The sequence below is a fragment of the Streptomyces dysideae genome (assembly GCF_001514305.1).
In the GTDB taxonomy this organism is placed as follows: Bacteria; Actinomycetota; Actinomycetes; order Streptomycetales; family Streptomycetaceae; genus Streptomyces; species Streptomyces dysideae.
Map to the genome: position 1 here is coordinate 507,751 of NZ_KQ949076.1, position 19,751 is coordinate 527,501.

Sequence of the window (19,751 nt, forward strand, 5' to 3'; positions counted from 1 at the left end):
CGATGCGCGGTGCAATCACCGTCGCAGCGGCTCGCCTGCCACGTCCATCGAATCTCTTCGAGCGTTTCGTTCAGAGAAACTGAACGATCGCGGCCGGCTGATCGCCTTCGGCCTGAGCTGCCCCGCCACAGTCGCCCCGAACGCCAGCCCCATCCCCACCACCTGCACCGGCGTCAGCGCCTCCCCCAGCACCGCCCAGCCGACCACCGCCGCCGTCAGCGGCGACAGCGGGCCGAGGAAGGTGACCTGGGTGGCGGTGAGGCGGCCGATGCCGCGGAACCAGAGCCAGTACGCGACCGCCGTGTTGGCCAGCGCCAGGTAGAGGTAGCCGCCGACCGCCCGGCCGTCGAGGGCGGGGGGCGCGCCCTCGATCAGGACGGCGAGCGGGGCGATGAGCAGGCCGCCGGCAGTGAGCTGCCAGCCGGTGAGGGCGAGCGGGCCGACGCCCTCGGGGCGGCCCCACCGCTTGGTCAGTACCGTGCCGGCGGACATGGACGCGGTGGAGGCGAGCGCCGCCAGCACGCCGAGCGGGTCCAGCGCCCCGGCCGCCTTCAGTACGACGAGGCTGACGCCGAAGGCGGCCACGATCCCGGTGAGCAGCGTCCGTAGGGTCGGCCGCTCCGCCAGCAGCACCGCCGCGAGCCCGGCGACGAACAGCGGGCCGACCGAGCCGACGACCGCCGCCATGCCGCCCGGCAGCCGGTACGCGGACAGGAACAGCAGCGGGAAGAAGGCGCCGATGTTCAGCGCGCCGAGGACCGTCGCCTTCCACCACCAGGCGCCGCGCGGGAGGACACGGGCGAGCGCGAGGAGCAGCAGGCCGGCGGGCAGGGCACGGATCAGGCCGGTGAACAGGGGGCGGTCGGCCGGAAGGAGCTCCGTGGTGACGGCGTAGGTGGTGCCCCAGGAGATGGGGGCGAGGGCGGTGAGGGCGGTGATCGCTGTCAAGGCGGCCGGGCGGCTGGTGGCCATCGGGAGCATCCTTCGAAGAAACAGTTCGATGGTAGGTCAATGGGAAGTAGCTTAGCATTAAGCTACTTCCCGTCAAGCCACTTTCTTGCGGGTGACCGTCCGGCCGCCGATACTCGGCACATGAAGAAGGACTCCGTCGACGCGATCATCGACCAGTGGGCGGCCGTGCGGCCCGACCTCGACACTGCCGCGATGGAGGTCTTCGGGCGGATCTACCGGCTGGCGCGCGTGATGGGCGACCGTACGGAGAAGGCGTACTCCCGGTTCGGGATCTCGCGCGGCGAGTTCGACGTCCTGGCGACCCTGCGCCGCGCCGGCGAGCCGTACACCCTCTCGCCCCGCCAGCTGTCGGCGACGCTGATGCTCACCACGGGCGGCATGACCGGGCGCCTCGACAAGCTGGAGCGGGCCGGGCTGCTGCGCCGCTCCCCCGACCCGCACGACCGCCGGGGCCTCCAGGTCACGCTCACCGAGCCGGGGTTGACCGTCGTCGACGAGGCGGTCGGCGCGGGCCTGGCATCCCAGACGGAGGTCCTGTCCACCCTGGACGACGAACAGGCCAGCCAACTGGCCGACCTGCTGCGGGAGTTGCTCGCGGGGACGCGGGAGCCGTAGACATCCGGGCCGCTCAGCCCACGTGCGCGGCTACCGCGTCCTCGATCGCCGCGGCGTCCGCCCCGTCCGCCGCCCAGGCCACGTATCCGTCGGGGCGCACCAGCACGGTCGTACGGCGGTCGCTCGCCCAGCGCTCCACGGTCAGCCGGTCCTTGCGGGCGCCCTGTTCGCCGTACGCCCCGCTTGCCGCGTCCGCTTCCGGGGTGATCAGTACGAACCGTCCACCCCGCAGGGCCTCGTAGAGGCGGCCGCTTTCGAGGGTGGCGTCGGGGGCGCGGGTGCCGGCGAGGCGGTGGGCGCCTCGGGGAGCCTGGTAGGTGTAGCCGATTCCGGTGACCTGGGCGGCCATCTTGCGGCCGATCGGGGGGAAGGCGTTGACGACGGTGGTGACGGCCGCGCGCAGCGCCAGTGTCCAGGGGCGCTTGGCCATGGCGAGGCGGACCAGGCCGCCGCTGCTGCGCAGGACCGCCTTGCCGACGGGGTGACGCTCGGACTGGTAGGTGTCGAGGAGTTCCGGTGCCGCGTGACCGTTGATCACCTGGGCCAGCTTCCAGCCGAGGTTGGCCGCGTCCTGCAGGCCGGTGTTCATGCCCTGGCCGCCGGCCGGGGTGTGGACGTGCGCGGCGTCACCGGCGAGGAGGACGCGGCCGACGCGATAGGCGGGCGCCTGGCGTTCGTCGCTGTGGAAGCGGGACATCCAGCGGGCGTCGTGCATCCCGAAGTCGTGACCGAAGGCGAGCCGGACGACGTCCTTGATCTCGTCGAGGCCGAGGGGCTCGCTGTCGGGGACGTTGCGGGAACGGTTCCAGCCGATCACCCGGTAGTAGCCGTCACCGAAGGGCGCGATGAAGGCGAAGGCGTCGCCGACGGCGTTGACGGTGAGGAGCGTCTCGGGCTCCCGGGCGAGCCGTACGTCCGCGAGGACGACGGAACGGATGACGGAGTGGCCGGGGAAGGGCAGGCCGACGGCCTCGCGTACGGCACTGCGCATACCGTCGGCGCCGACGACGTACGCGGCACGCAGTGACTCCGTCGCCCCGCCGGGGCCGCCGACCTCGACCGTGACGCCGTCCGCGTCCTGGGCGAGGCCGGTCAGCTCGGTCTCGTAGCGGAAGTCGACGCCCGCCTCGACCGCGCACCGCTTCAGGGCCTTCTCGACCTCGTACTGGGGGAGGACGAGGAGGTGGTTGAAACGGGAGGGGAGGTCGGTGAGGTCGAGGGTGAGCCGGGTGAAGAGGCGGAGGCGGTCGAGGCGCTGGCCGAGGGCCTCCAGGTCGTCGGCGAGGGCGCGGGCGTCGAGCTGCTCGAGGGTGCGGGCGTGCAGGACGAAGGCGCGGGAGAGGTTGCTGATCTTCTCGGGGCGCTTCTCGACGAGGGTGACGGGGACGCCGGCGGCGGCGAGGTCGCCGGCCAGCAGGAGGCCGGTGGGGCCGGAGCCGATGACGATCACGGGGTGCGGGGTGCGGTGGGTGCCGGTGCCGGTGCCGGTGCCGTTCATGGTGGCCTCCTGATGCCAACGCTTGTTTGCCAACGCCTGTTTGCCAACGCTCGTTGACCAACATAGCGACGGACGGAGACGAACGTCAACACTTGTTGGCCTACAGATGTTGGCCTACGCTTGTTGGCGTGAACGCCAGCAACAGCAGCCCCACAGACTCCGGATCCGGTCCCGCCCGCCGCCGCTCCGGCACCACCCGCGACGCCATCCTCACCGCGGCCCGCGAGCGCTTCGCGACCGACGGCTACGAGCGGGCCACCATCCGCGCCATCGCCAAGGACGCGAACATCGACCCGTCCATGGTGATGCGCTACTACGGCAACAAGGAGGGCCTGTTCGCGGCCGCCGTCGCCGTCGATCTCAAGCTGCCGGACCTGGGTGACCTCCCCCGGCAGGAGGTCGGCCGGGCGCTGGTGACGCACTTCCTCGCCATGTGGGAGCAGAACGAGGTGCTGACGGCTCTGCTCCGGGTCGGCGCGACCAATCAGGACGGGGCCGAGCGCATGCAGGGCATCTTCCGCGAGGAGGTGGTGCCGATCGTCGTCCGGGTGTGCCCCGACCCCGAGCAGGTCCCGGCCCGAGCCGGGCTCTGCGCGAGCCAGCTGCTCGGTCTGGCGCTCACCCGTTACGTCCTGCGCTTCCCGCCCGTCGTGGCGCTGGCCCGCGAGGAGATCGTGGCCTGGCTGGCGCCCACCCTGCAGCGGTACCTGACGGCGCCCAGCCCCTGAACCGCGCCCGGCGCGGAACGAGCCGAGGGCGCCGGCCTCGCCCACGTACGGCGGATGCGCGTACGTACGGCGGGGTCGGCGCCCTCGTGAGAGCGTGCGGTGAGCCCGGCGGCGGGCTCACGCCGTGGCTCAGGCCTTCGCCTTGGCCTTCGGCAGGCGGTCCGTGGAACGGTCCAGGATCATCACGAGGCCCGTGATGACCGCGAACAGCCCGATCGGGGCCACCACGTAGAGGCCCAGCGTCTCGATGACGCTCAGGCCTGGGCCGGGGTCGTCGCCGTCGTCGCGGGCGACCGCGAGCGCGGGGGACGACATGAGCAGCATCATCAGCGTCGTACCGGCAGCCAGGGCGCCGGCGCGCAGGGCGTTCTTCTTGTCCACGGGCCCAAAAGTACCGAACCCCCTGGGGGGCCGCGCGCCCGGGGTGCCATACGAGAAGCCCGCCCTGATCAACCCCGCCCTATCAACCCCCCGCCCGCAGCACCTCCACCAACGCATGCAACCTCGGCGAAGCCGCCAGCTCCTCCAGCGTCACCGGCCTCCCCTCCGCGTCCGCGACCGGCAGCCGCCAGTTCGGGTACTGGTCCCACGTGCCCGGCAGGTTCTGTGGGCGCCGGTCGCCCACGCCGTCCGGGAGCCAGACGCCGATCATCCGGGCGGGTGTGCGGAGCAGGAAGCGGTGGACGGCCTGGACCTCGGCCTCCTCCGCCGACGTGGCGTGGCCGCCGCCGGTGCCGTGCAGCAGCCCGAGTTGGGTGAGGAGGGCCAGCCACTCCCCCGTGTCGGCGGCCGCGTCCGCCCGTTCGGCCTCCAGGGGGCGGGTCAACAGGCCCAGACGGTCGCGGAGTTCGACATGTTCGCCGGTGAGGCGGGCGGCCGTGGGCGGGAGGTCGTGAGTGGTAGCGGTGGCCAGGCAGTCGGAGCGCCAGTGGTCGGGGGGCAGGGGGCGGCCGTCGCCCTCCCAGTCCCGTTCGAACCAGAGCACCGACGTCCCGAGCACCCCACGCTCGCGCAGCGCCTCCCGTACCCCGGGCTCGACCGTGCCCAGGTCCTCGCCGATCACCACCGCCCCGGCCCGCGCCGCCTCCAGTACCAGGATGGCGAGCATGGCCTCGGCGTCGTAGCGGACGTACGCGCCCTCCGTCGGCGGCTGCCCCTGCGGTACCCACCAGAGCCGGAAGAGGCCCATCACATGGTCGATGCGCAGGGCGCCGGCGTACCGGAACAGCGCCCTCAGCAGCAGCCGGTACGGCGTGTAGCCGGACGCGGCCAGCCGGTCGGGCCTCCAGGGCGGCAGGCCCCAGTCCTGGCCGCGGGCATTGAAGGCGTCCGGTGGGGCGCCCACCGACATGCCGGCGGCGAAGTACTCCTGCTGGGCCCAGGCGTCGGCGCCCTCGGGGTGCACGCCGACCGCGAGGTCGTGCACGATCCCGACCGGCATCCCGGCCTCGCGCGCGGCCCGCTGGGTGGCGGTGAGCTGGGCGTCGGTGAGCCAGGCGAGACGGCAGTGGAAGTCGACCCGGTCCATCAGCTCCCCGCGGGCGCGGGCTGTTTCGGCCGACCTCGGATCCCGTAGCCCTTCCGGCCAGCTGCGCCAGTCCGAGCCGTGCACCTCCGCCAGCGCACACCAGGTCGCGTGGTCCTCGAGCGCCTCGCCCTCCTCGGCGAGGAAGTCGGCGTAGGCGGCCTGCCGGCCGGGCTCGAGGGGCACCTCGCGCACCAGCTCCAGCGCCTCCCGCTTGGCCTCCCACACCGCGTCGCGGTCGATCAACGCGCCCTTCTCCAGCACCGATTCGCGCAGCCGCCCGGCCCGCTCCAGCAGCGCCCGCACCCGCTCGCGGTCCTCGACGTACCCGAACTCGGGCACGTCCTCGACCCGCAGGTGCACCGGGTCGGGGAAGCGCCGGGAGGACGGCCGGTAGGGGGAGGGGTCGGTGGGGACTCCGGGTACCGCCGCGTGCAGCGGGTTGACCTGCACGAATCCGGCGCCGAGCGCGCGGCCGGCCCAGGCCGCCAGTTCGGCGAGGTCGCCGAGGTCGCCCATGCCCCAGGAGCGCTGGGAGAGCAGGGAGTAGAGCTGGACGAGCAGGCCGTACGAGCGTCCGGTCGGCGTGGGCAGCCGGGCCGGGGCGACCACGAGGTGGCTGTGCGCCGTACGTCCGTCGGGGGCGGTGGCCGTCAGCCGGTGGACACCGTGCGGGAGTTGGTCGGCGGCGACGCGGGTCTCGCCCTGTTCGGTCTCGATGCGCAGGCGGGTGCCGGACGGCAGGGCGGCGAGCGCGTCCGGCGTACCGCCGCCCCGGCAGACCAGCGTGGGCGGCAGCAGTCGCTCGCGCAGCTCGCGTTCGCGGGCGGCGAGTGCGCGGGCGACGGCGCCGGGGGTGCTCGCGTCGATGTCCAGGGCGGCCAGGGCCAGGGTGACCGCGGTGGCGGAGGCCGCGACCACGCGGTCCGGGGAGGGGCGGTAGAAGGGGGCGACGCCATGCAGCTCGGCGAGCCGGGAGAGGTCCTCGGACGGGGATACGGAGGGGGGTTCGGCCGACGCCTGCGCTGTCATCTACTACCTCGCGGGGTCCATCTCCGGGGCCGCGGACTCACTGGTCAGCGGCGCGGCGTCGGCGAGTGGGGGCTCGCTGGTGAGGGGCTGCTCGGCGTCGGGCAGGGGCGGTTCGCTGGTCAGGGGTGCCTCGGCGCAGGCTCCCTCGGCGCTGAACACGCAGTAGTGCGGCGCGGCGGGCTCGGGTTTGGAAAGGGCCGAGAGCAGAAGGTGTGCCGATGCGGCCACGGGGGCCTCCTTGTCGAGTACGGCGACCTATGGCCTGCCCTGCGGGTCGCGCGGGTCAGGCCCTTGCGGGTTACCGCAGCCCTACCCAGCGGGCGCGGCGGCAGACGTACAGAACGGAAGAACGTGCCTCTCGTCACATTCTGCCGACCGATGAGGGCCGCGTTCGAGGTCATCGGGTGGCAACCAACAGCGGGCTGGTGAGCTTAGCCGTTGAGGGTTTGCGGGTCGGCGGGGCCGAGGACGGGGTCGACGCTGATGAACTGGCCGAGGGTGGGGTCGTATTCGCGTGCGCCGATGCGGGTCAGGCCGGTAGTGGCATCGCGGGCTTTGCCGAGGAGTCGTTGTCGTCGGGCCACGCGGTGGTGTCGCCGACGGGCTGGCCACGGTCGGCGCCAGTCGACGCGCACCAGCCGACGTGTTTGGCCGCGACCACCGCCGCGGCGACGATCAACCCTGCCGACAGCACCGTTGCCGAGGTCGACCCCGCCCGACGCTCCACAGGCACGAACGAATGAATCTATCGCCACCGCCGGGCACCGGCTTGCACCATCACTTTCTCCGCTTCTCCCCCGGAGAGCATGGGGTGCAACAGTTCGACATAGCCCACCTGCCCAGTCAATGATTTCTTCAGCTGTTTCAAGTTACGGGCACTGTGTGAGAATCCTCCTCGCTTTTCAACAACGTTCAGGGCCAGCGCAAGCGCCTCGATGTCCATCGTGAGATAGATGGCATCCGTCTCGACCTTGACATCGGTATCCACAGTGCCCTCACGCACATCTAGTTGCACTTCGTACGCCAATTCGCTGACCTTGTAGCTAGAAACCGGAATGACGTCTCGCCCCTCTTCTGGCCCGATGAGGTCCAGCCTCGCTGCGGTTTCGGCGTAGGCTGCGCGCACTTCTTGAAAGAATACCTTCGCTGATGGAACCATTAGGTCGCCTACTCTCCTTTACGTTTCTTGAGTCTACGGACGGATCCTGTAGACCTCCCATGTGGGAGTTTTCACCGAACTCAACCTGCCGCCAACCGTACCCTTCCCCTTGAAGATACTTTAGCTCCCTCTGAAACGTATTTCCTTTTGAGTAGAGAGGCTTTCCCGGATCTGCGACCAGGCGTATCGACCGCCCCTCGGTCGGAGCTTTGTCGATGAAGCGCTTATTTCGCTGCCAGGTCCACCCACCGGTACCGCCCTTGCCGGGTCTTCGAAGTTGAGCGGTGCGCGGACGCCGGGCGCCGACTGGTAAGCCGCAGGGATGTGACAGTTTCCGCGGGAGTGTCACATCCCCGGCTTACGAGGGCCTGGGGGCGGACGCCGACCAACAGGGGCGCACCGCTCAACTTCGAAGACCCCCCTTGCCACCTTTCGATGTGCCGACGATTGCAAGGTAGTCAACGTCAAATTTCTCCCCCGCACGAGCTGCGCGATGCCTCGTGATGTCGCGAGTGGCCCCGAGGAGACGAGTGGAGTTGTGAACGAGAACCGGTATCTCGCCCGCCAGCACATAGTGCGTGTGCAGGCCAGGCCGCTCCTACCTGCAAGTTTGCTGGTCAGCGGGCGATTTGACAGTCGCCGGATGTTCGCGCTCGTGCGCTGGAGTCTGCTGGTGTTGCCGTCACTACTGCCGTCAGTGGTCTACACCGCCTGGGGAATTCCGGGAATTCCGAATGCGTGTCAAGCGGCTTTGTCGTGCACGTCAGCGGTACCCCGCTGCCCGCCGGCCTGCGCCCGCGCCGCCCCACCACCACGCCCGGTCACCCCCGCTTTCCACGCCCTCTACCGCGCAGACCGCCGCCGGCGTGCCGCGCACGGTACTGGGCCGGGCCCTGCTCCTGGAGACCGCGCTGCCGCTGGCCCCCGCCGTCCTGGTGGCGGGCACGGGCGGCATGGCGATCGGCATCTGGTACGCGGCGCTCACCAGGGAGCACGTCACTCCGGGCATCCCGTGGGTGGCGCTGCTTGTGCCGGTGGCGGTGTACGGCTGCTGCCTGCTGGCCGCGACGACGGCACTGCCTTTGCTGCGGCGGTCGGTGCGGCCGGGGGAACTGCGGTACGTGTGACGGGGGCATGGCCCGTGAACCGTCCGGCCCCGGGGGCGCAGGGGACCCCCGGGCCGCACCCGTACCCGGTCCCTTTCCGCCGAACCAACCGCCCCACAGCCGTCGATAGAGGGGGTGTGAGACTGTTCCGCCCCATGGGGGGCCACCGGGAGAAGGACGAGGCGGACTCGGACGCGGCGCTGCTGCGCGCCGTCGCGGGCGGGGACTCGGCGGCGATGGCCGCGCTGTACGACCGGCACGCCGGGTGGCTGCACGCGCGGCTGCGGCGGCGCTGTGCCGACCCCGAGGTCGTGCGCGAGGTGCTGCAGGACACGTTCGTGGCCGTGTGGAGGTCGGCGGACGCGCACCGGGGCGAGGAGGCCGGCGGCTGGCTGTGGACCATCGCCGCGCGCCGCCTGGTCGACGCGCGGCGGGCCCACGAGCGGGCCACGCGGCTGGAGACGGCGCCGATGGACGAGGCGCCGAGCGGGTACGCGCCTGCGGCTGCCGCGCCGTCCGCCGAGGAGCGGGTGCTGGCGGGGCTGGAGTACGGCGATGTCGGCACCGCCCTCGACCGGATCTCGCCCGAACTGCGCGACGTACTGCGCGCCACGGTCGTCGACGGGCTCACCACCCGCGAGACCGCCCGGCTGCTCGGCATACCCGAAGGCACCGTCAAGTCCCGTGCGATGCGCGCCCGCACCGAACTCCGCGCCGCCCTCGCCCAGTTGAACCCGTCGCCGTTGGGAGGCCCGGCATGACCGGCTGGCACACGTCCGACGACCTCGTCACCCGCTACACGGACGGCTCCCTGCCGGAGCCGGACGCCTGGTCGCTGGAGAAACACCTGGAGTCCTGCGGCGACTGCGCGGCCCGGGTGTCACAGGCGGTACGGGAGACGGCGGCGGGGGTGACGCTCGCCGAGGTACGGGAGGCCGTACTGGGCGCGGCGCCCACCACGTCACCGGCATCGGCATCGGCATCCCTGTCCCGGTCCCAGTCCCGGTCCCGCCGGCGCCTCCCCTTCCCCTCCGTCGGCTCCCGTACCGCCCGTGTCCTGTGGGCCGCCGGGCCCGCCGTGCGCGGGGCCTGGCTGCCGGCCGTGCTGCTCGTGGCGTTCGGCGCGGTCGCGCTGGCCTACGGTGCCGACTTCGACGCGGCACGGCCGCTGCTGCTGGCCGTCGCCCCCGTCGTACCGGTCGTCGGGGTCGCCCTGTCCTACGGCGCGCACGCCGACCCGCTGCACGAGATCACCGCGGCGACACCGTCGGCCGGGCTCCGGCTGATGCTGACGCGGACGGCCGCGGTACTGGCCGTCAGCCTGCCGCTGCTGACCCTGGCCGGGCTGCTGCTGCCGGCCTCGGGCGCCCCGGCCGCGGCCGCCTGGCTGCTGCCCGGCCTCACCCTGACCCTGGCCTCCCTGGCCCTGGCCGGTTACACCGGGTTCCGCACCGCCACCGCGGTGACCGGCGGCGGCTGGCTGTGCGCCGTACTCGCCCCGGCGCTCACCGCGCGGGGTGGGCTGACCGCACGGCTGGCCGACCAGCTCTCGGCCTACCTCGACGGCGCCCCGGCGCAGGGCGCGTGGGCGGCGGCAGCCGTCCTCTGTGCCGCGCTGCTGGCCACCCGCCGTCGGGCCTACGACCGCCTGGAGCGGCGTTGACGACGCCCCCGGCCTCTCTGGATCTCCCCTCCCACTCCTCCCCTGGAGCCCCCTTGCCCACCATCCGAGTGACCGGCCTGCACGTCCGGCACCGCAAGACCGTCGCCCTCGACGCGCTGGACCTCGACTTCGGCCCCGGCGTCCACGGACTGCTCGGCCCGAACGGCGCCGGCAAGACCTCACTGATCCGGGTCCTCGCCACGGTCGCCGAACCGAGCGGCGGCCGGGTGGAGATCCTCGGCGAGAACACCGGCGAGCAGCGGCGGCGCGGCACCGTACGGCGTCAGCTCGGCTATCTGCCGCAGGAGTTCGGCTACTACCCGGGGTTCACGGTGCGAGAGTTCGTCGCGTACGTGGCCTGGCTGAAGGAGATGCGCACCGCCGACGCCCCGGCCGCCGTGGAACGGGCCGTCGGCCGGGTCGGCCTCGCCGACCGCATCGACACGAAGGTCAGGACGCTGTCCGGCGGCATGGTCCGCCGCGTCGGCATCGCCCAGGCCATCGTCAACGACCCCCGGGTGCTGCTCTTCGACGAGCCGACCGCCGGTCTCGATCCGGAGCAGCGCGTCGAGTTCCGGGAGCTGCTGCGCGAACTGGGCGCCTCGGCCACGGTCATCGTCTCCACCCACCTCGTGGAGGACGTGGCGGCGGCCTGCACGGAGGTCACCCTCGTCGACGCGGGCCGGGTCGCCTGGCGCGGCACGCCCGGCTCACTCGCCGCGCTCGGCGAGTCGGCGGGCGCGGCGGGCAGCGCCGGCGACAACGCGATCGAGCGCGGCTACACGGCCGCGCTGCGCGCCCACCGCGACTCCGGCCGGCCCCAGACCCTCGAAGGGACGGCGCGATGACCCTCGTAGCGAAAGAAGCGGAAGCAGCGGAAGCAGCGGAAGCGGCGCGGGAAGCGGGGAGCGGGAAGCGCGCGGCTCCCCCCAACCACCCCCTGCGCGCCGAGTTCCTGCGCGGCTTCGCCCCCTGGGCCGGTGCGGCCGTCCTCCTCACCCTCGCCGTGGGGATGGCCGCCGCCGCGGCGGAGTGGCAGGGCGGCTGGGCCGAGACCCGCGACCGGCTGCACGTGGGAGCGCAGCTGCTGGGCGTCCCGCTGGCCCTGGCCGCCTGCTGCTGGCAGGGCGGCCGGGAGCGCAGACGCCGTACCGGAGAGCTGATGTCGGCGGCGGCACGCGGTCCGCTCGCCCGGTTCCTGGCGTCCGCTCTGCCGGTCGCGTGCTGGGTGGTCGCCGGGTACGCGGTCGCCACCGGCCTCGCCCTGCTCGCCACCGCCTTCTACGCCACCGGCGACCGGCCGCACCTCGTCGTACCGCTCACGGACGCGGTCGCCCTGGGGTCCGCCGCCGTGGTGGGCCAGGTGGTGGGCCGTCTGGTGCCCTGGCGGCTGACGGCACCGGCGCTGGCGGTGGCCGGGTATGTCGGCGTCGGTGTCCTGGCGTACGAAGGGACGAGTCCCGTGCGGCACCTGTCCCCGCTCGCCGACGGCTCGGTCACCGATGTGCCGGTGTGGTGGCAGCCCCTGGCGATGGCCGCGTGGACGGGCGGTCTGGCGACGGCGGCGGTTCTCGCGTACGCCGCCCGGCGCCGGTTCACGGCCCTGCTTCCGCTGGCCGCCGCGACCGCCGCGGGGGCGCTGCTGGTGCAGACCGGCGACGGCCTGTGGCACGCCGACCCGCTGGCCCGCCGCCAGGTGTGCGACACCTCCACGACCCCGCAGATCTGTGTGAACGCCCGCTACGAGGGCCTGTTGCCGCAGGTCACGGAGGCTCTGTCCGGTCTGACGGGCCGCCTGGAGGGCGTAGAGAACCTGCCGGTCCGCTTCGCGGACCTGCCGAGGCGGCCGAAGCCGGACGAGGCCGAGCTGCCGATGATCACGCCGATCGGCTGGTCCGTCGTACGGGGTCGGCTGACCGATCCGCGGGAGTTCGCGTGGGCGGCCGGCATGGCGCTGTACGGCCGGGGGGAGTGCGAAACCACCGACCCGCGCGTGGCCCGGATCGACGACGCCGTGGAGGCATACCTGGCACCCAGTCCGCTGCAGCAGGACTTCGACGAGGCGGACGCCAAGGGCGGCAAGGCCGAGCGCGACCGGCTGAAGGAGCGGATCGAGGCCCGCGCCCGGCTGGCGGGGATGGGCGACGAGGAGCGCCGCGCCTGGTTGTCCGAGTACTTCGCGACGGCCGACGAGTGCGACCCGAAGGAGGTGCCGGCGCTGTGACAGGTCGACCGAGGGAGGTGCCGGCGCTGTGACAGGTCGACCGAGGGAGGTGCCGACGCCATGACCGTGCGACCCGAAGAAAGTACCGGCGCCATGACCGTGCGACCCGAACGAGGTGCCGACGCCATGACCGTGCGACCCGAAGGAGCTGCAGGCGCTGTGACCGGCGGTCTTCTCCTGTACGCCCGCTCGCGCACCCTCCCGCTCACGGTCGCCTCGCTCGCCGCGACCGGCGCCCTCGCCGTGTGGGCCGCGCACGGCCTGGACGCCTACCTGGACCCGAGCCGGCGGGTCCCGGTGGTCGCGCTGGCCCCGCTGCTCGCGGCCGCGGCGATCGGCGCGAGCCTGTACAGCGCGTCCGAAGAACTGGACCGCACGGCCGTACGCCCCTGGTGGCGGCGGCGCCTGGTGCAGCTGCTGGCGCTCACCGCCCTCGCCGCGGTCCTGCTGCCGCCGGCCGTCCTCGGGCATGTGTCCTCCTTCGGCCCGCCCGCCATGATCCGCAACACCCTCGGCTGTACGGGCCTCGCCGCGGCCGCGGCGGCCCTGCTCGGCGCCCGGCTGAGCTGGCTGCCGGTCTTCGGGTACGTCAGTGCGGTGTACATGGGGGCCGCCGGGGTGCACGGGGGCGTGGTGCCGGTGTGGGCGTGGCTCGTGCAGCCGGCCGGGGAGTGGGACGGGTGGATCGTCGCGCTCGTCGCCTTCGGCGCGGGAGGCGTGCTGTACGTGGTGCGGGGGGCGCGGCCGGAGGGGCCGCGCGGCTGATCGAGCGCGTCGAGGGCGTCGAGGGCACACCGGCAGGCCGGGCGCGGGGTGTTCCCGCGTCCGGCACCAGCCCGCCCCACCCTCACCGACGTATGCAAAAGCCCGGATCGTCTCAGGCAGAGATGCCGTCGATCCGGGCCAAGGCGTCGTCCGCGCCGAACGGCTGCAAGTACGGCAGCCAGCGCGGGTCCCTATGGCCGGTCCCGATGATGCGCCAGGCCAGGCCGGTGGGCGGAGCGGGTTTGTGGCGCAGCCGCCAGCCGATCTCGAAGAGGTGCCGGTCGGCCTTGACGTGGTTGCAGCGGCGGCACGAGGCCACCACGTTGTCCCAGACGTGCTTGCCCCCGCGGCTGCGCGGGATGACGTGGTCGACGCTGGTTGCGACGCCACCGCAGTACATGCACCGGCCCCCGTCGCGCGCGAAGAGCGCCCTGCGGGTAAGAGGAACGGGCCCCCGATAGGGAACCCGGACGAATCGCTTGAGCCGGACCACGCTTGGTGCGGGGACTGAGATGGTTGCGCTGTGCATAAAGGCGCCGGACTCCTCGAGGCAGACTGCCTTGTTCTCGAGGACGAGGACTAGCGCGCGGCGGAGCGGTACGACGCCGAGCGGCTCGTACGACGCGTTGAGGACCAGGACATGCGGCACGGATGCCTCCTTGGGCGTCGGCGGCGCGTGGCTCGCGCCGGGACGATCTGTAGTCAGTCTCCCCTCTTGCCTGGTGGAAGCGCCACCATGTCCCGGTAACGGGCTGGGAGTGTTTTCGACCACACCTTTCTTCATCCCCAGGTGAGCACGGTCTCTCCCTCGAACATTGCAGCGATCCACACACGATGCACCGTTAGTGTGGTGGGTCTGCCGCCCTGGTGACCTTTCCGTGACCCTTCACCATCCGACCATCTGCCGGGCGGCGGACCGCTGCGCCTGGAGGTACCTGCCGTGTCCCTGTCCGCCGTCCTACTGGCCGTCGGCTCCTCGCCGTCGCCGACTCCCTCGGAGTCCCCGACCCCGGCGGTCCCGTCGATCGAGGAGGCCCAGGAGAACGCGACCCAGGCCGCGAGCTGGGTCGAGCAGAACTGGTCGACCTGGCTCGCGATCGGCCTCAGGGTCCTGCTGATCGTGGTGATCGCGGCGATGCTGAGAGTGGCGGTGCGGCGGGCGATCACCAAGCTCATAGACCGCATGAGCCGCACGGCACAGGCGGTCGACGGCACGGCGCTGGGCGGCCTCCTGGTGAACGTCGAACGCCGGCGTCAGCGCTCCCAGGCGATCGGCTCGGTACTCCGCTCGGTGGCCAGCTTCGTGATCATGGGCACGGCCGCGCTGATGATCCTGGCCACGTTCCAGATCAATCTGGCCCCACTGCTCGCCTCCGCCGGTGTCGCGGGCGTGGCGATCGGTTTCGGCGCCCGCAACCTCGTCACGGACTTCCTCTCCGGCGTCTTCATGATCCTCGAGGACCAGTACGGCGTCGGCGACGAGATCGACGCGGGCGTCGCCACCGGCGAGGTCATCGAGGTCGGCCTGCGAGTGACCAAGCTGCGCGGCCCCAACGGTGCGATCTGGTACGTCCGCAACGGCGAGGTCAAGCGCATCGGCAACCTCTCGCAGGGCTGGTCCACGGCCGGGGTGGACGTCACGGTCCGCGCCTCCGAGGACCTGGACAAGGTCAAGCGCACGCTCGACGAGGTCGCCGAGAAGATGAGCAAGGAGGAGCCCTGGAACGAGCTCCTCTGGGGCCCGATCGAGGTCCTCGGCCTGGACAGCGTGCTGCTGGACTCGATGGTGGTGCGGGTGTCGGCGAAGACGATGCCCGGCAAGTCCCTGACGGTGGAACGCGAACTCCGCTGGCGCATCAAGCGCGCCTTCGACGCGGCGGACATCCCGATCGTCGGCGGCCCGGCCACCCCGGCGGACGAGACCCCCGACTCCGACCCGACGGCGGGGATGGCGGCGCCGTCGGCGCACTCCAACACTTCGTCGCCGTAGGCACAGGCGGCTACGCCGCTCACGCCGCCGAGTGTGATGAAGTAGGACTTACGAGGGAGGCGGTATCCGGGGAGCTCCGGGTGCCGCCTCCTTCTTACGTGCGGGGATCGGCGTAACGGTTCAGCACACTCGTTCGAGTGAACGGTCATGACATTCCGGCGCGCACGTCAGGCGTGGGCTCCATTGTTCTGCCGGGGCACCCGGCGCGGGCTTAGCCTGGCATTGCATCAGTGCGACAAGGAGAACCAGCGATGAGCGCCGAACCGATTATGGAGCCGGTGATGACGCAGGTGGACCCCATCGATCTATTGATCGCGTTCGAAGAGGCGTCGCCGATGCCGATTCGACCCGAGTACGTCGAGGGGACGGTCATCGTGCCGCCGCAGCCGGACTACAAGCACAGCAAAGGCGCCGTCAAGCTTGCCGTCCAATTCCACACCGCCGGGATCGACCTGGCCGGCATGGGCATGGGTTTCCGCGCCGCCCACAAGGACGGCAGCACCATGGCCCTGGTCATTCCGGACTTCTATGTCCTGTACCGCGAGCCCACCGAACTCGACGAGTCGTATCGCAAGGCCCACAAGGGCTGGTACCCCATCGGCATGATCGCCCTGGTGGGCGAGGTCACGTCAACCAATCACGCGATTGACATAGGCGCCAAACTCTCGGCTTACGCCGCCGCCGGTATCCCCGCCTACGTCCTGATCAACCGCAACACGAAGACGGCCCACTGCTACACAGACCCAATCGTCCCCGGCGACGACCCCACCGAGGCGTACTACGACGCCGACACGAAGGTCGACCTCGGCGAGCCCCTCTCCCTCCCGGCCCCATACCCCACCCTGGACACGGCGCCCTTCCTGGAGACCGATCGAAAAACGGTGCTCCCGCCCTCCGCGTCCTGATCAATCCAGGACGAGGGCGATTGGGCGAGATCTTGGGGAGCGGTCGCGGAGCGTCACCCCGGTGTTCGATTGCGATGGGTCGGGTCGTCGCGGCCAAGTAATTCCCGAGGCGAAGACGTTGTCGAGCAACGGAGATCGTCAAGGTGTCCGAGGGGCGAGCAGGCGTCGTAGTGCCGTCGGTGTACGGCCCAGGTACTGGCGCATGGTCCTGGTCATGTGTGCCTGGTCGGCGAAGCCGAGGTCTGCGGCGAGTGCGCCGAGGCTGCTCTCACCCTCCTCCAAGCGGTCGAGGGCGCGGCCAATGCGGACGCGGTTGCGGTAGCGGGTCACTGAGAGCCCCGTTTCGCGGCTGAAGGATCGGCTCAGGCGGTAGGGCGAGACGCCCAGCACTTCTGCGAGCGGGAGCAGTCCGTCCGAGGCCGGGTGGCCTTCGGTGATCGCCTGGCGGGCTGCTGCGACGAGAGCCGCTTCGTTTCCAGGGGCTTGTGCACTGAGCGGTGTGGGCCCGGAGACGACTTGGCCTACAGCGGTGGCGAGCAGGCTGAGCAATTCTTCCGCCAGCGCGTAGTCGACGTCTCCGGTCCGGGCGGTCGCCAGGAGCCGGCGATGGGTGAGGTCGAGGCGGGCATCGACGTACACGATCTGTGTGGCCAGGCGCGCGACGTCGCCGGCCATGACGTGCCAGAGCGTCGGCGTCAGGCTGATGGATGTGCAGTCGTCGCCTCCGGCGGGATGGGCGAAGTGCTCTTCCTCGCCCGGCACGCCGACGTAGGCCATTGTCGAGTCGATGTCGGCGTCGGCTCCGGCTGCGCGCCTGCGGAACCGGCCACGGCGCACGAGCACCACCCGGTAGTCCTGACGCACTTCGGTCTCCGACCAGCGCGCATGGTCGTCCTGGCATGTCACAGCCGTGATGCTGAAGTCGGGTCGGGTAGTGAGAGTGGTGGCTGAGAGCACTCTTGAACGCTACGCCGAGGGTCTGACAATCACCCGCGCAAGGATGTTCAAGACGGGGATCTACTGCCGCGAGCAGGCTGGTTGACGTGCCCCGGCCCCGCCGCCCTGCCCAGTGCACCGGGCTGCCTCGTCGGGGCACATCACACGTCACCAGCACCCATACGAAGGGGTCATTGGCATGCCCGCCCTCGCAGAGTTCACCGCGGTCGTCATCGACTGCGCCGATCCGGCGATACTCGCCGAGTTCTACAGGAAGGCCACCGGCTGGGAAATCACCTACAGCGACCAGGACTTCTCCTCCCTGGGCAACGGCGGTCCGGTGCAGATCGCCTTCCAGCGCATCGAGGGCTACCAGGCGCCGGGCTGGCCCGACGCCCGAACTCACGCGCACCTCGACCTCACCGTCACCGACCTGGAGAGCGCCGCCAAGGAGCTGCTCGCCATCGGGGCGGCGAAGCCCGAGTTCCAGCCCGGCGAGGGCAAGTGGGTGGTGCTCACCGATCCCGAGGGGCACCCGTTCTGCCTCACCACCGGCGACTGACCACCCGGCAAACAGGAGAGACCCCCACATGGCTCACATCCACAAGGAATTCCAGATCAGGAGCGCCCCCGAGAACGTCTGGGCGGCGGTCCGCGACGTCAGCGAGATACACCGGCGCCTGGCACCCGGCTTCGTCACAGACACGCATCTCAAGGCGGATACCAGAGTCGTGACCTTTGCCAACGGCGTCGTGGTGCACGAGCTCCTCGTTGACATCGACGACGAAGCCCGCCGGGTTGCTTATGCAGTGGTCGGCGGGTCACTGGCCCCCAAGCACCACCACGCATCGATGCAGGTTTTCGCAGACGGCAAGGAACACAGTCGGTTCGTCTGGATCACCGATGTGACACCCGACGACCTCGCGGGCCCTATCGCCGAGATGGTCGACCAGGGAGCACGCGTGATCAAGCAGGCCCTGGAGACCCAAGCCGCGGCGGACAACTGACCGAGCGGCCTGGAAGTGCGGCGCGGCTCCGGCAAGGGCCTGGCCCCGATGGAGCCGTGTCCGCAATTCGTGTGAGACCGCGTACGCCTCGTCGTCAGACAAGTGGGAGTGACGCTCCGACCACGGCCTCACCCCAGACCCGGAGGACGCGGCCGCGCTCTACCGGCAACTGTGCAAAGCCATCGAGGACGGCGAGAACGAGCCCGGCGCCGCCGACTTCTACTACGGCGAGATGGCCTACCCGACAGATGCGCCGCCGCGACCGCACCGCCACCCCGCCCGGTGAACGGGGCCTGCTGTGGGGGTATTGGCTGCTGTCCGGCTACGGCCTGCGCGCCTCGCGCGCCCTGGGCCGGCTGGTAGTTGCCGTGGCGGCCACTGTCCTGGTCATCATGGGCCTTGGCCTGCCAGCCGAACCAGCTCACCTGAACCACCACGATCCGCTCGCCGCGCACGTCCGTCAGATACGTGAGCATGAGCAGACCGCGGCTCTCCGTGCGCACGCCCGGCCCGGGTCCGGTGTAGGCGGAGCCCTCCAGGAAGACCATGGACTCCCGTACGGCGACCTCGTTGGCCAGCCGCTCGGTCTCGGCGCGGGCCGCATCCAGGAGTCCGTCGAGCAGGTCGTCCTGAAACGGCTCCCAGTGCCAGCCAGCCACCGGCGACCTCACGGTGCGCAGTTCGTACGATCTCCCCGGCTTCACGGATGGCACGGTCCCGTACGGCCGGGTCCGGGTCGCTGACGGCCTGCTCGGCGGCGTGCAGCCGGCCGCCGTCTCGGGGTGCCGCTCGATCTCGACCACCACGCCCCACGGCCGGTAGAACATGCGGATCGGTACGACGCTGTCCTCGTCGCCGGCCCGCACGAAGGCTCTCTGCAGGTCCTCGAAGAACTCGGGCAGGCGAGAGGGGGCCACGGTCGCCACAGCCTGCCGCAGGGCAGGAAGCGTCAGCTCGGGGCGCGGGATCAGGCGAGCATCCCCGTCCTCATACGGCATGGTCATCGGCCGCCCCTTCCGCTCGTCGAGCACCGTTCCGGGACATGCCCACGCTGGCGCCATTCCTGTCACGCCTCTGTACGCATCGGCGGATGGACGATGCGGAGGGGCGCCGTGAGTTTCCACTCCGCCCAGACCGTCTTGCCGACGCCGAGACGGGGTCGTACGCCCCAGTCGTCCGCGAGCGCCCCGACCAGTGCCAGCCCCCGCCCGAACTGTTCCTCGCCCCCGCATCACGCGGACACGGCACCCGCTCCCCGCGCGGATCGCTGACCTCCGCGCTGAGAACCGTGGCGGTGGCGGTGAGCCGTACGCGGATGAGCCGGTCCCGCAGGCTGCCGTGCAGCAGGGCGTTGGTCATCAACTCGGAGACGACGAGGGCGACATCGCCGGCGAGGGCCGCGTATCCCCACTCGGCGACGAGACGGGCGGCGCGGCGGCGAGCGAGGGGGACGCTGCGGAGGACGGGGGTGTAGTCGAGGAGGTCTTCGTGGAGGACGGGGGCGGGATCGGGGGTGGTGGGGGGTTGGGGTTCGGGCATGAGTGCACCTCCAGATGACGCCGCTGTGTGGGCGACTGTGTACCGAACGTAGTGGGGCGCTCGCTTCAGAGGCAATCGATTCAGGGA

The 19,751-nt window shown here is 71.4% G+C and carries 20 protein-coding genes and 3 pseudogenes; 13 read left to right on the plus strand and 10 right to left on the minus strand.

Annotated features, from left to right (window positions below):
* Window positions 1-15: 15 nt before the first annotated feature.
* Window positions 16-972 carry an EamA family transporter gene (locus AQJ91_RS05505; protein WP_067016924.1) on the minus strand — a complete coding sequence of 319 codons (957 nt, stop codon included), beginning with the start codon at window positions 970-972 and terminating at the stop codon, window positions 16-18.
* Between the two features lie 120 nt (window positions 973-1,092).
* Between AQJ91_RS05505 and AQJ91_RS05510 the strand changes: the two genes are divergently transcribed.
* Entirely contained in the window at window positions 1,093-1,587 is a 495-nt protein-coding gene (locus tag AQJ91_RS05510) for a MarR family winged helix-turn-helix transcriptional regulator (protein ID WP_067016926.1), read from the plus strand.
* 13 nt (window positions 1,588-1,600) lie between these two features.
* On the opposite strand, the gene AQJ91_RS05515 is transcribed toward AQJ91_RS05510, so the two are convergent.
* Complete coding sequence (locus AQJ91_RS05515) at window positions 1,601-3,085, minus strand: FAD-dependent monooxygenase (protein WP_067016927.1); 1,485 nt, start codon at window positions 3,083-3,085, stop codon at window positions 1,601-1,603.
* A 128-nt stretch (window positions 3,086-3,213) separates the two neighbouring features.
* On the opposite strand from AQJ91_RS05515, the gene AQJ91_RS05520 reads away from it, so the two are divergent.
* On the plus strand, window positions 3,214-3,813 hold the full coding sequence (locus AQJ91_RS05520; RefSeq protein WP_067016929.1) for a TetR/AcrR family transcriptional regulator: 600 nt from the start codon (window positions 3,214-3,216) through the stop codon (window positions 3,811-3,813).
* A 129-nt stretch (window positions 3,814-3,942) separates the two neighbouring features.
* Here AQJ91_RS05520 and AQJ91_RS05525 read toward each other — a convergent pair whose 3' ends face one another.
* The 5 genes and pseudogenes from AQJ91_RS05525 to AQJ91_RS05545 all read right to left on the minus strand — a co-directional run bounded on the left by AQJ91_RS05525 (window position 3,943) and on the right by AQJ91_RS05545 (window position 7,529).
* Complete coding sequence (locus AQJ91_RS05525) at window positions 3,943-4,194, minus strand: hypothetical protein (RefSeq protein WP_067016931.1); 252 nt, start codon at window positions 4,192-4,194, stop codon at window positions 3,943-3,945.
* A gap of 82 nt (window positions 4,195-4,276) precedes the next feature.
* Window positions 4,277-6,370 (minus strand): 4-alpha-glucanotransferase, encoded by a 2,094-nt coding sequence (gene malQ, locus AQJ91_RS05530; RefSeq protein WP_067016933.1) that lies wholly within the window; start codon window positions 6,368-6,370, stop codon window positions 4,277-4,279.
* 3 nt (window positions 6,371-6,373) lie between these two features.
* A complete protein-coding gene (locus tag AQJ91_RS05535; protein ID WP_067016935.1) occupies window positions 6,374-6,598 on the minus strand; it encodes a hypothetical protein in 225 nt (74 codons plus the stop codon).
* Between the two features lie 206 nt (window positions 6,599-6,804).
* Window positions 6,805-6,992: pseudogene (locus tag AQJ91_RS58115) on the minus strand (RHS repeat-associated core domain-containing protein); the annotation flags it as partial.
* 123 nt (window positions 6,993-7,115) lie between these two features.
* Window positions 7,116-7,529 (minus strand): hypothetical protein, encoded by a 414-nt coding sequence (locus AQJ91_RS05545; protein WP_067016939.1) that lies wholly within the window; start codon window positions 7,527-7,529, stop codon window positions 7,116-7,118.
* Window positions 7,530-8,377: 848 nt separating this feature from the next.
* Here AQJ91_RS05545 and AQJ91_RS05550 point away from each other — a divergent pair.
* The 6 genes and pseudogenes from AQJ91_RS05550 to AQJ91_RS05575 all read left to right on the plus strand — a co-directional run.
* Window positions 8,378-8,656: pseudogene (locus AQJ91_RS05550) on the plus strand (ABC transporter permease); the annotation flags it as partial.
* A 134-nt stretch (window positions 8,657-8,790) separates the two neighbouring features.
* Window positions 8,791-9,396 carry an RNA polymerase sigma factor gene (locus AQJ91_RS05555; RefSeq protein WP_067016942.1) on the plus strand — a complete coding sequence of 202 codons (606 nt, stop codon included), beginning with the start codon at window positions 8,791-8,793 and terminating at the stop codon, window positions 9,394-9,396.
* Window positions 9,393-10,298, plus strand: a complete 906-nt coding sequence (locus tag AQJ91_RS05560; protein ID WP_067016945.1) for a zf-HC2 domain-containing protein — start codon at window positions 9,393-9,395, stop codon at window positions 10,296-10,298. Before AQJ91_RS05555 ends, AQJ91_RS05560 begins: the two co-directional genes overlap by 4 nt.
* Window positions 10,299-10,351: 53 nt before the next feature.
* Window positions 10,352-11,146 carry an ABC transporter ATP-binding protein gene (locus AQJ91_RS05565; protein WP_234381811.1) on the plus strand — a complete coding sequence of 265 codons (795 nt, stop codon included), beginning with the start codon at window positions 10,352-10,354 and terminating at the stop codon, window positions 11,144-11,146.
* Window positions 11,143-12,522, plus strand: coding sequence for a hypothetical protein (locus AQJ91_RS05570; protein WP_079084686.1), 1,380 nt, complete (start codon window positions 11,143-11,145; stop codon window positions 12,520-12,522). The genes AQJ91_RS05565 and AQJ91_RS05570 overlap by 4 nt, the downstream gene beginning before the upstream one ends.
* 126 nt (window positions 12,523-12,648) lie before the next feature.
* The gene (locus AQJ91_RS05575; protein ID WP_067017227.1) at window positions 12,649-13,287 is read left to right on the plus strand and encodes a hypothetical protein; all 639 of its coding nucleotides are present in this window, start codon (window positions 12,649-12,651) and stop codon (window positions 13,285-13,287) included.
* A 112-nt stretch (window positions 13,288-13,399) separates the two neighbouring features.
* On the opposite strand, the gene AQJ91_RS05580 is transcribed toward AQJ91_RS05575, so the two are convergent.
* Window positions 13,400-13,936 (minus strand): HNH endonuclease, encoded by a 537-nt coding sequence (locus AQJ91_RS05580; RefSeq protein ID WP_067016949.1) that lies wholly within the window; start codon window positions 13,934-13,936, stop codon window positions 13,400-13,402.
* A gap of 291 nt (window positions 13,937-14,227) precedes the next feature.
* On the opposite strand from AQJ91_RS05580, the gene AQJ91_RS05585 reads away from it, so the two are divergent.
* Both AQJ91_RS05585 and AQJ91_RS05590 read left to right on the plus strand, forming a co-directional pair.
* Complete coding sequence (locus AQJ91_RS05585; protein ID WP_067016952.1) at window positions 14,228-15,277, plus strand: mechanosensitive ion channel family protein; 1,050 nt, start codon at window positions 14,228-14,230, stop codon at window positions 15,275-15,277.
* A gap of 251 nt (window positions 15,278-15,528) precedes the next feature.
* Window positions 15,529-16,182, plus strand: coding sequence for a Uma2 family endonuclease (locus AQJ91_RS05590; protein WP_067016953.1), 654 nt, complete (start codon window positions 15,529-15,531; stop codon window positions 16,180-16,182).
* Window positions 16,183-16,320: 138 nt separating this feature from the next.
* Here the strand turns inward: AQJ91_RS05590 and AQJ91_RS05595 are convergent, their stop codons facing one another.
* Window positions 16,321-17,088 carry a helix-turn-helix domain-containing protein gene (locus tag AQJ91_RS05595; RefSeq protein WP_234381813.1) on the minus strand — a complete coding sequence of 256 codons (768 nt, stop codon included), beginning with the start codon at window positions 17,086-17,088 and terminating at the stop codon, window positions 16,321-16,323.
* 229 nt (window positions 17,089-17,317) lie between these two features.
* On the opposite strand from AQJ91_RS05595, the gene AQJ91_RS05600 reads away from it, so the two are divergent.
* The 3 genes and pseudogenes from AQJ91_RS05600 to AQJ91_RS58120 all read left to right on the plus strand — a co-directional run.
* Entirely contained in the window at window positions 17,318-17,680 is a 363-nt protein-coding gene (locus AQJ91_RS05600; protein ID WP_067016957.1) for a VOC family protein, read from the plus strand.
* A gap of 28 nt (window positions 17,681-17,708) precedes the next feature.
* The gene (locus AQJ91_RS05605; protein WP_067016959.1) at window positions 17,709-18,125 is read left to right on the plus strand and encodes an SRPBCC family protein; all 417 of its coding nucleotides are present in this window, start codon (window positions 17,709-17,711) and stop codon (window positions 18,123-18,125) included.
* A 151-nt stretch (window positions 18,126-18,276) separates the two neighbouring features.
* A pseudogene (locus AQJ91_RS58120) lies at window positions 18,277-18,541 on the plus strand (pentapeptide repeat-containing protein); the annotation flags it as partial.
* Window positions 18,542-19,112: 571 nt separating this feature from the next.
* On the opposite strand, the gene AQJ91_RS48805 reads toward AQJ91_RS58120, so the two are convergent.
* The gene (locus AQJ91_RS48805) at window positions 19,113-19,664 is read right to left on the minus strand and encodes an ATP-binding protein (protein ID WP_324617970.1); all 552 of its coding nucleotides are present in this window, start codon (window positions 19,662-19,664) and stop codon (window positions 19,113-19,115) included.
* Window positions 19,665-19,751: the final 87 nt, after the last annotated feature.

Excerpts from the sequence above, each read along its gene's own strand:
- AQJ91_RS05600 (WP_067016957.1), top strand. The coding sequence starts at position 17,318 with ATGCCCGCCCTCGCAGAGTTCACCGCGGTCGTCATCGACTGCGCCGAT.
- AQJ91_RS05515 (WP_067016927.1), bottom strand. The coding sequence starts at position 3,085 with ATGAACGGCACCGGCACCGGCACCGGCACCCACCGCACCCCGCACCCC.
- AQJ91_RS05605 (WP_067016959.1), top strand. The coding sequence starts at position 17,709 with ATGGCTCACATCCACAAGGAATTCCAGATCAGGAGCGCCCCCGAGAAC.
- AQJ91_RS05505 (WP_067016924.1), bottom strand. The coding sequence starts at position 972 with ATGGCCACCAGCCGCCCGGCCGCCTTGACAGCGATCACCGCCCTCACC.
- AQJ91_RS05590 (WP_067016953.1), top strand. The coding sequence starts at position 15,529 with ATGAGCGCCGAACCGATTATGGAGCCGGTGATGACGCAGGTGGACCCC.
- AQJ91_RS48805 (WP_324617970.1), bottom strand. The coding sequence starts at position 19,664 with ATGCCCGAACCCCAACCCCCCACCACCCCCGATCCCGCCCCCGTCCTC.
- AQJ91_RS05510 (WP_067016926.1), top strand. The coding sequence starts at position 1,093 with ATGAAGAAGGACTCCGTCGACGCGATCATCGACCAGTGGGCGGCCGTG.
- AQJ91_RS05555 (WP_067016942.1), top strand. The coding sequence starts at position 8,791 with ATGGGGGGCCACCGGGAGAAGGACGAGGCGGACTCGGACGCGGCGCTG.
- malQ (WP_067016933.1), bottom strand. The coding sequence starts at position 6,370 with ATGACAGCGCAGGCGTCGGCCGAACCCCCCTCCGTATCCCCGTCCGAG.
- AQJ91_RS05545 (WP_067016939.1), bottom strand. The coding sequence starts at position 7,529 with ATGGTTCCATCAGCGAAGGTATTCTTTCAAGAAGTGCGCGCAGCCTAC.
- AQJ91_RS05560 (WP_067016945.1), top strand. The coding sequence starts at position 9,393 with ATGACCGGCTGGCACACGTCCGACGACCTCGTCACCCGCTACACGGAC.
- AQJ91_RS05570 (WP_079084686.1), top strand. The coding sequence starts at position 11,143 with ATGACCCTCGTAGCGAAAGAAGCGGAAGCAGCGGAAGCAGCGGAAGCG.
- AQJ91_RS05575 (WP_067017227.1), top strand. The coding sequence starts at position 12,649 with ATGACCGTGCGACCCGAAGGAGCTGCAGGCGCTGTGACCGGCGGTCTT.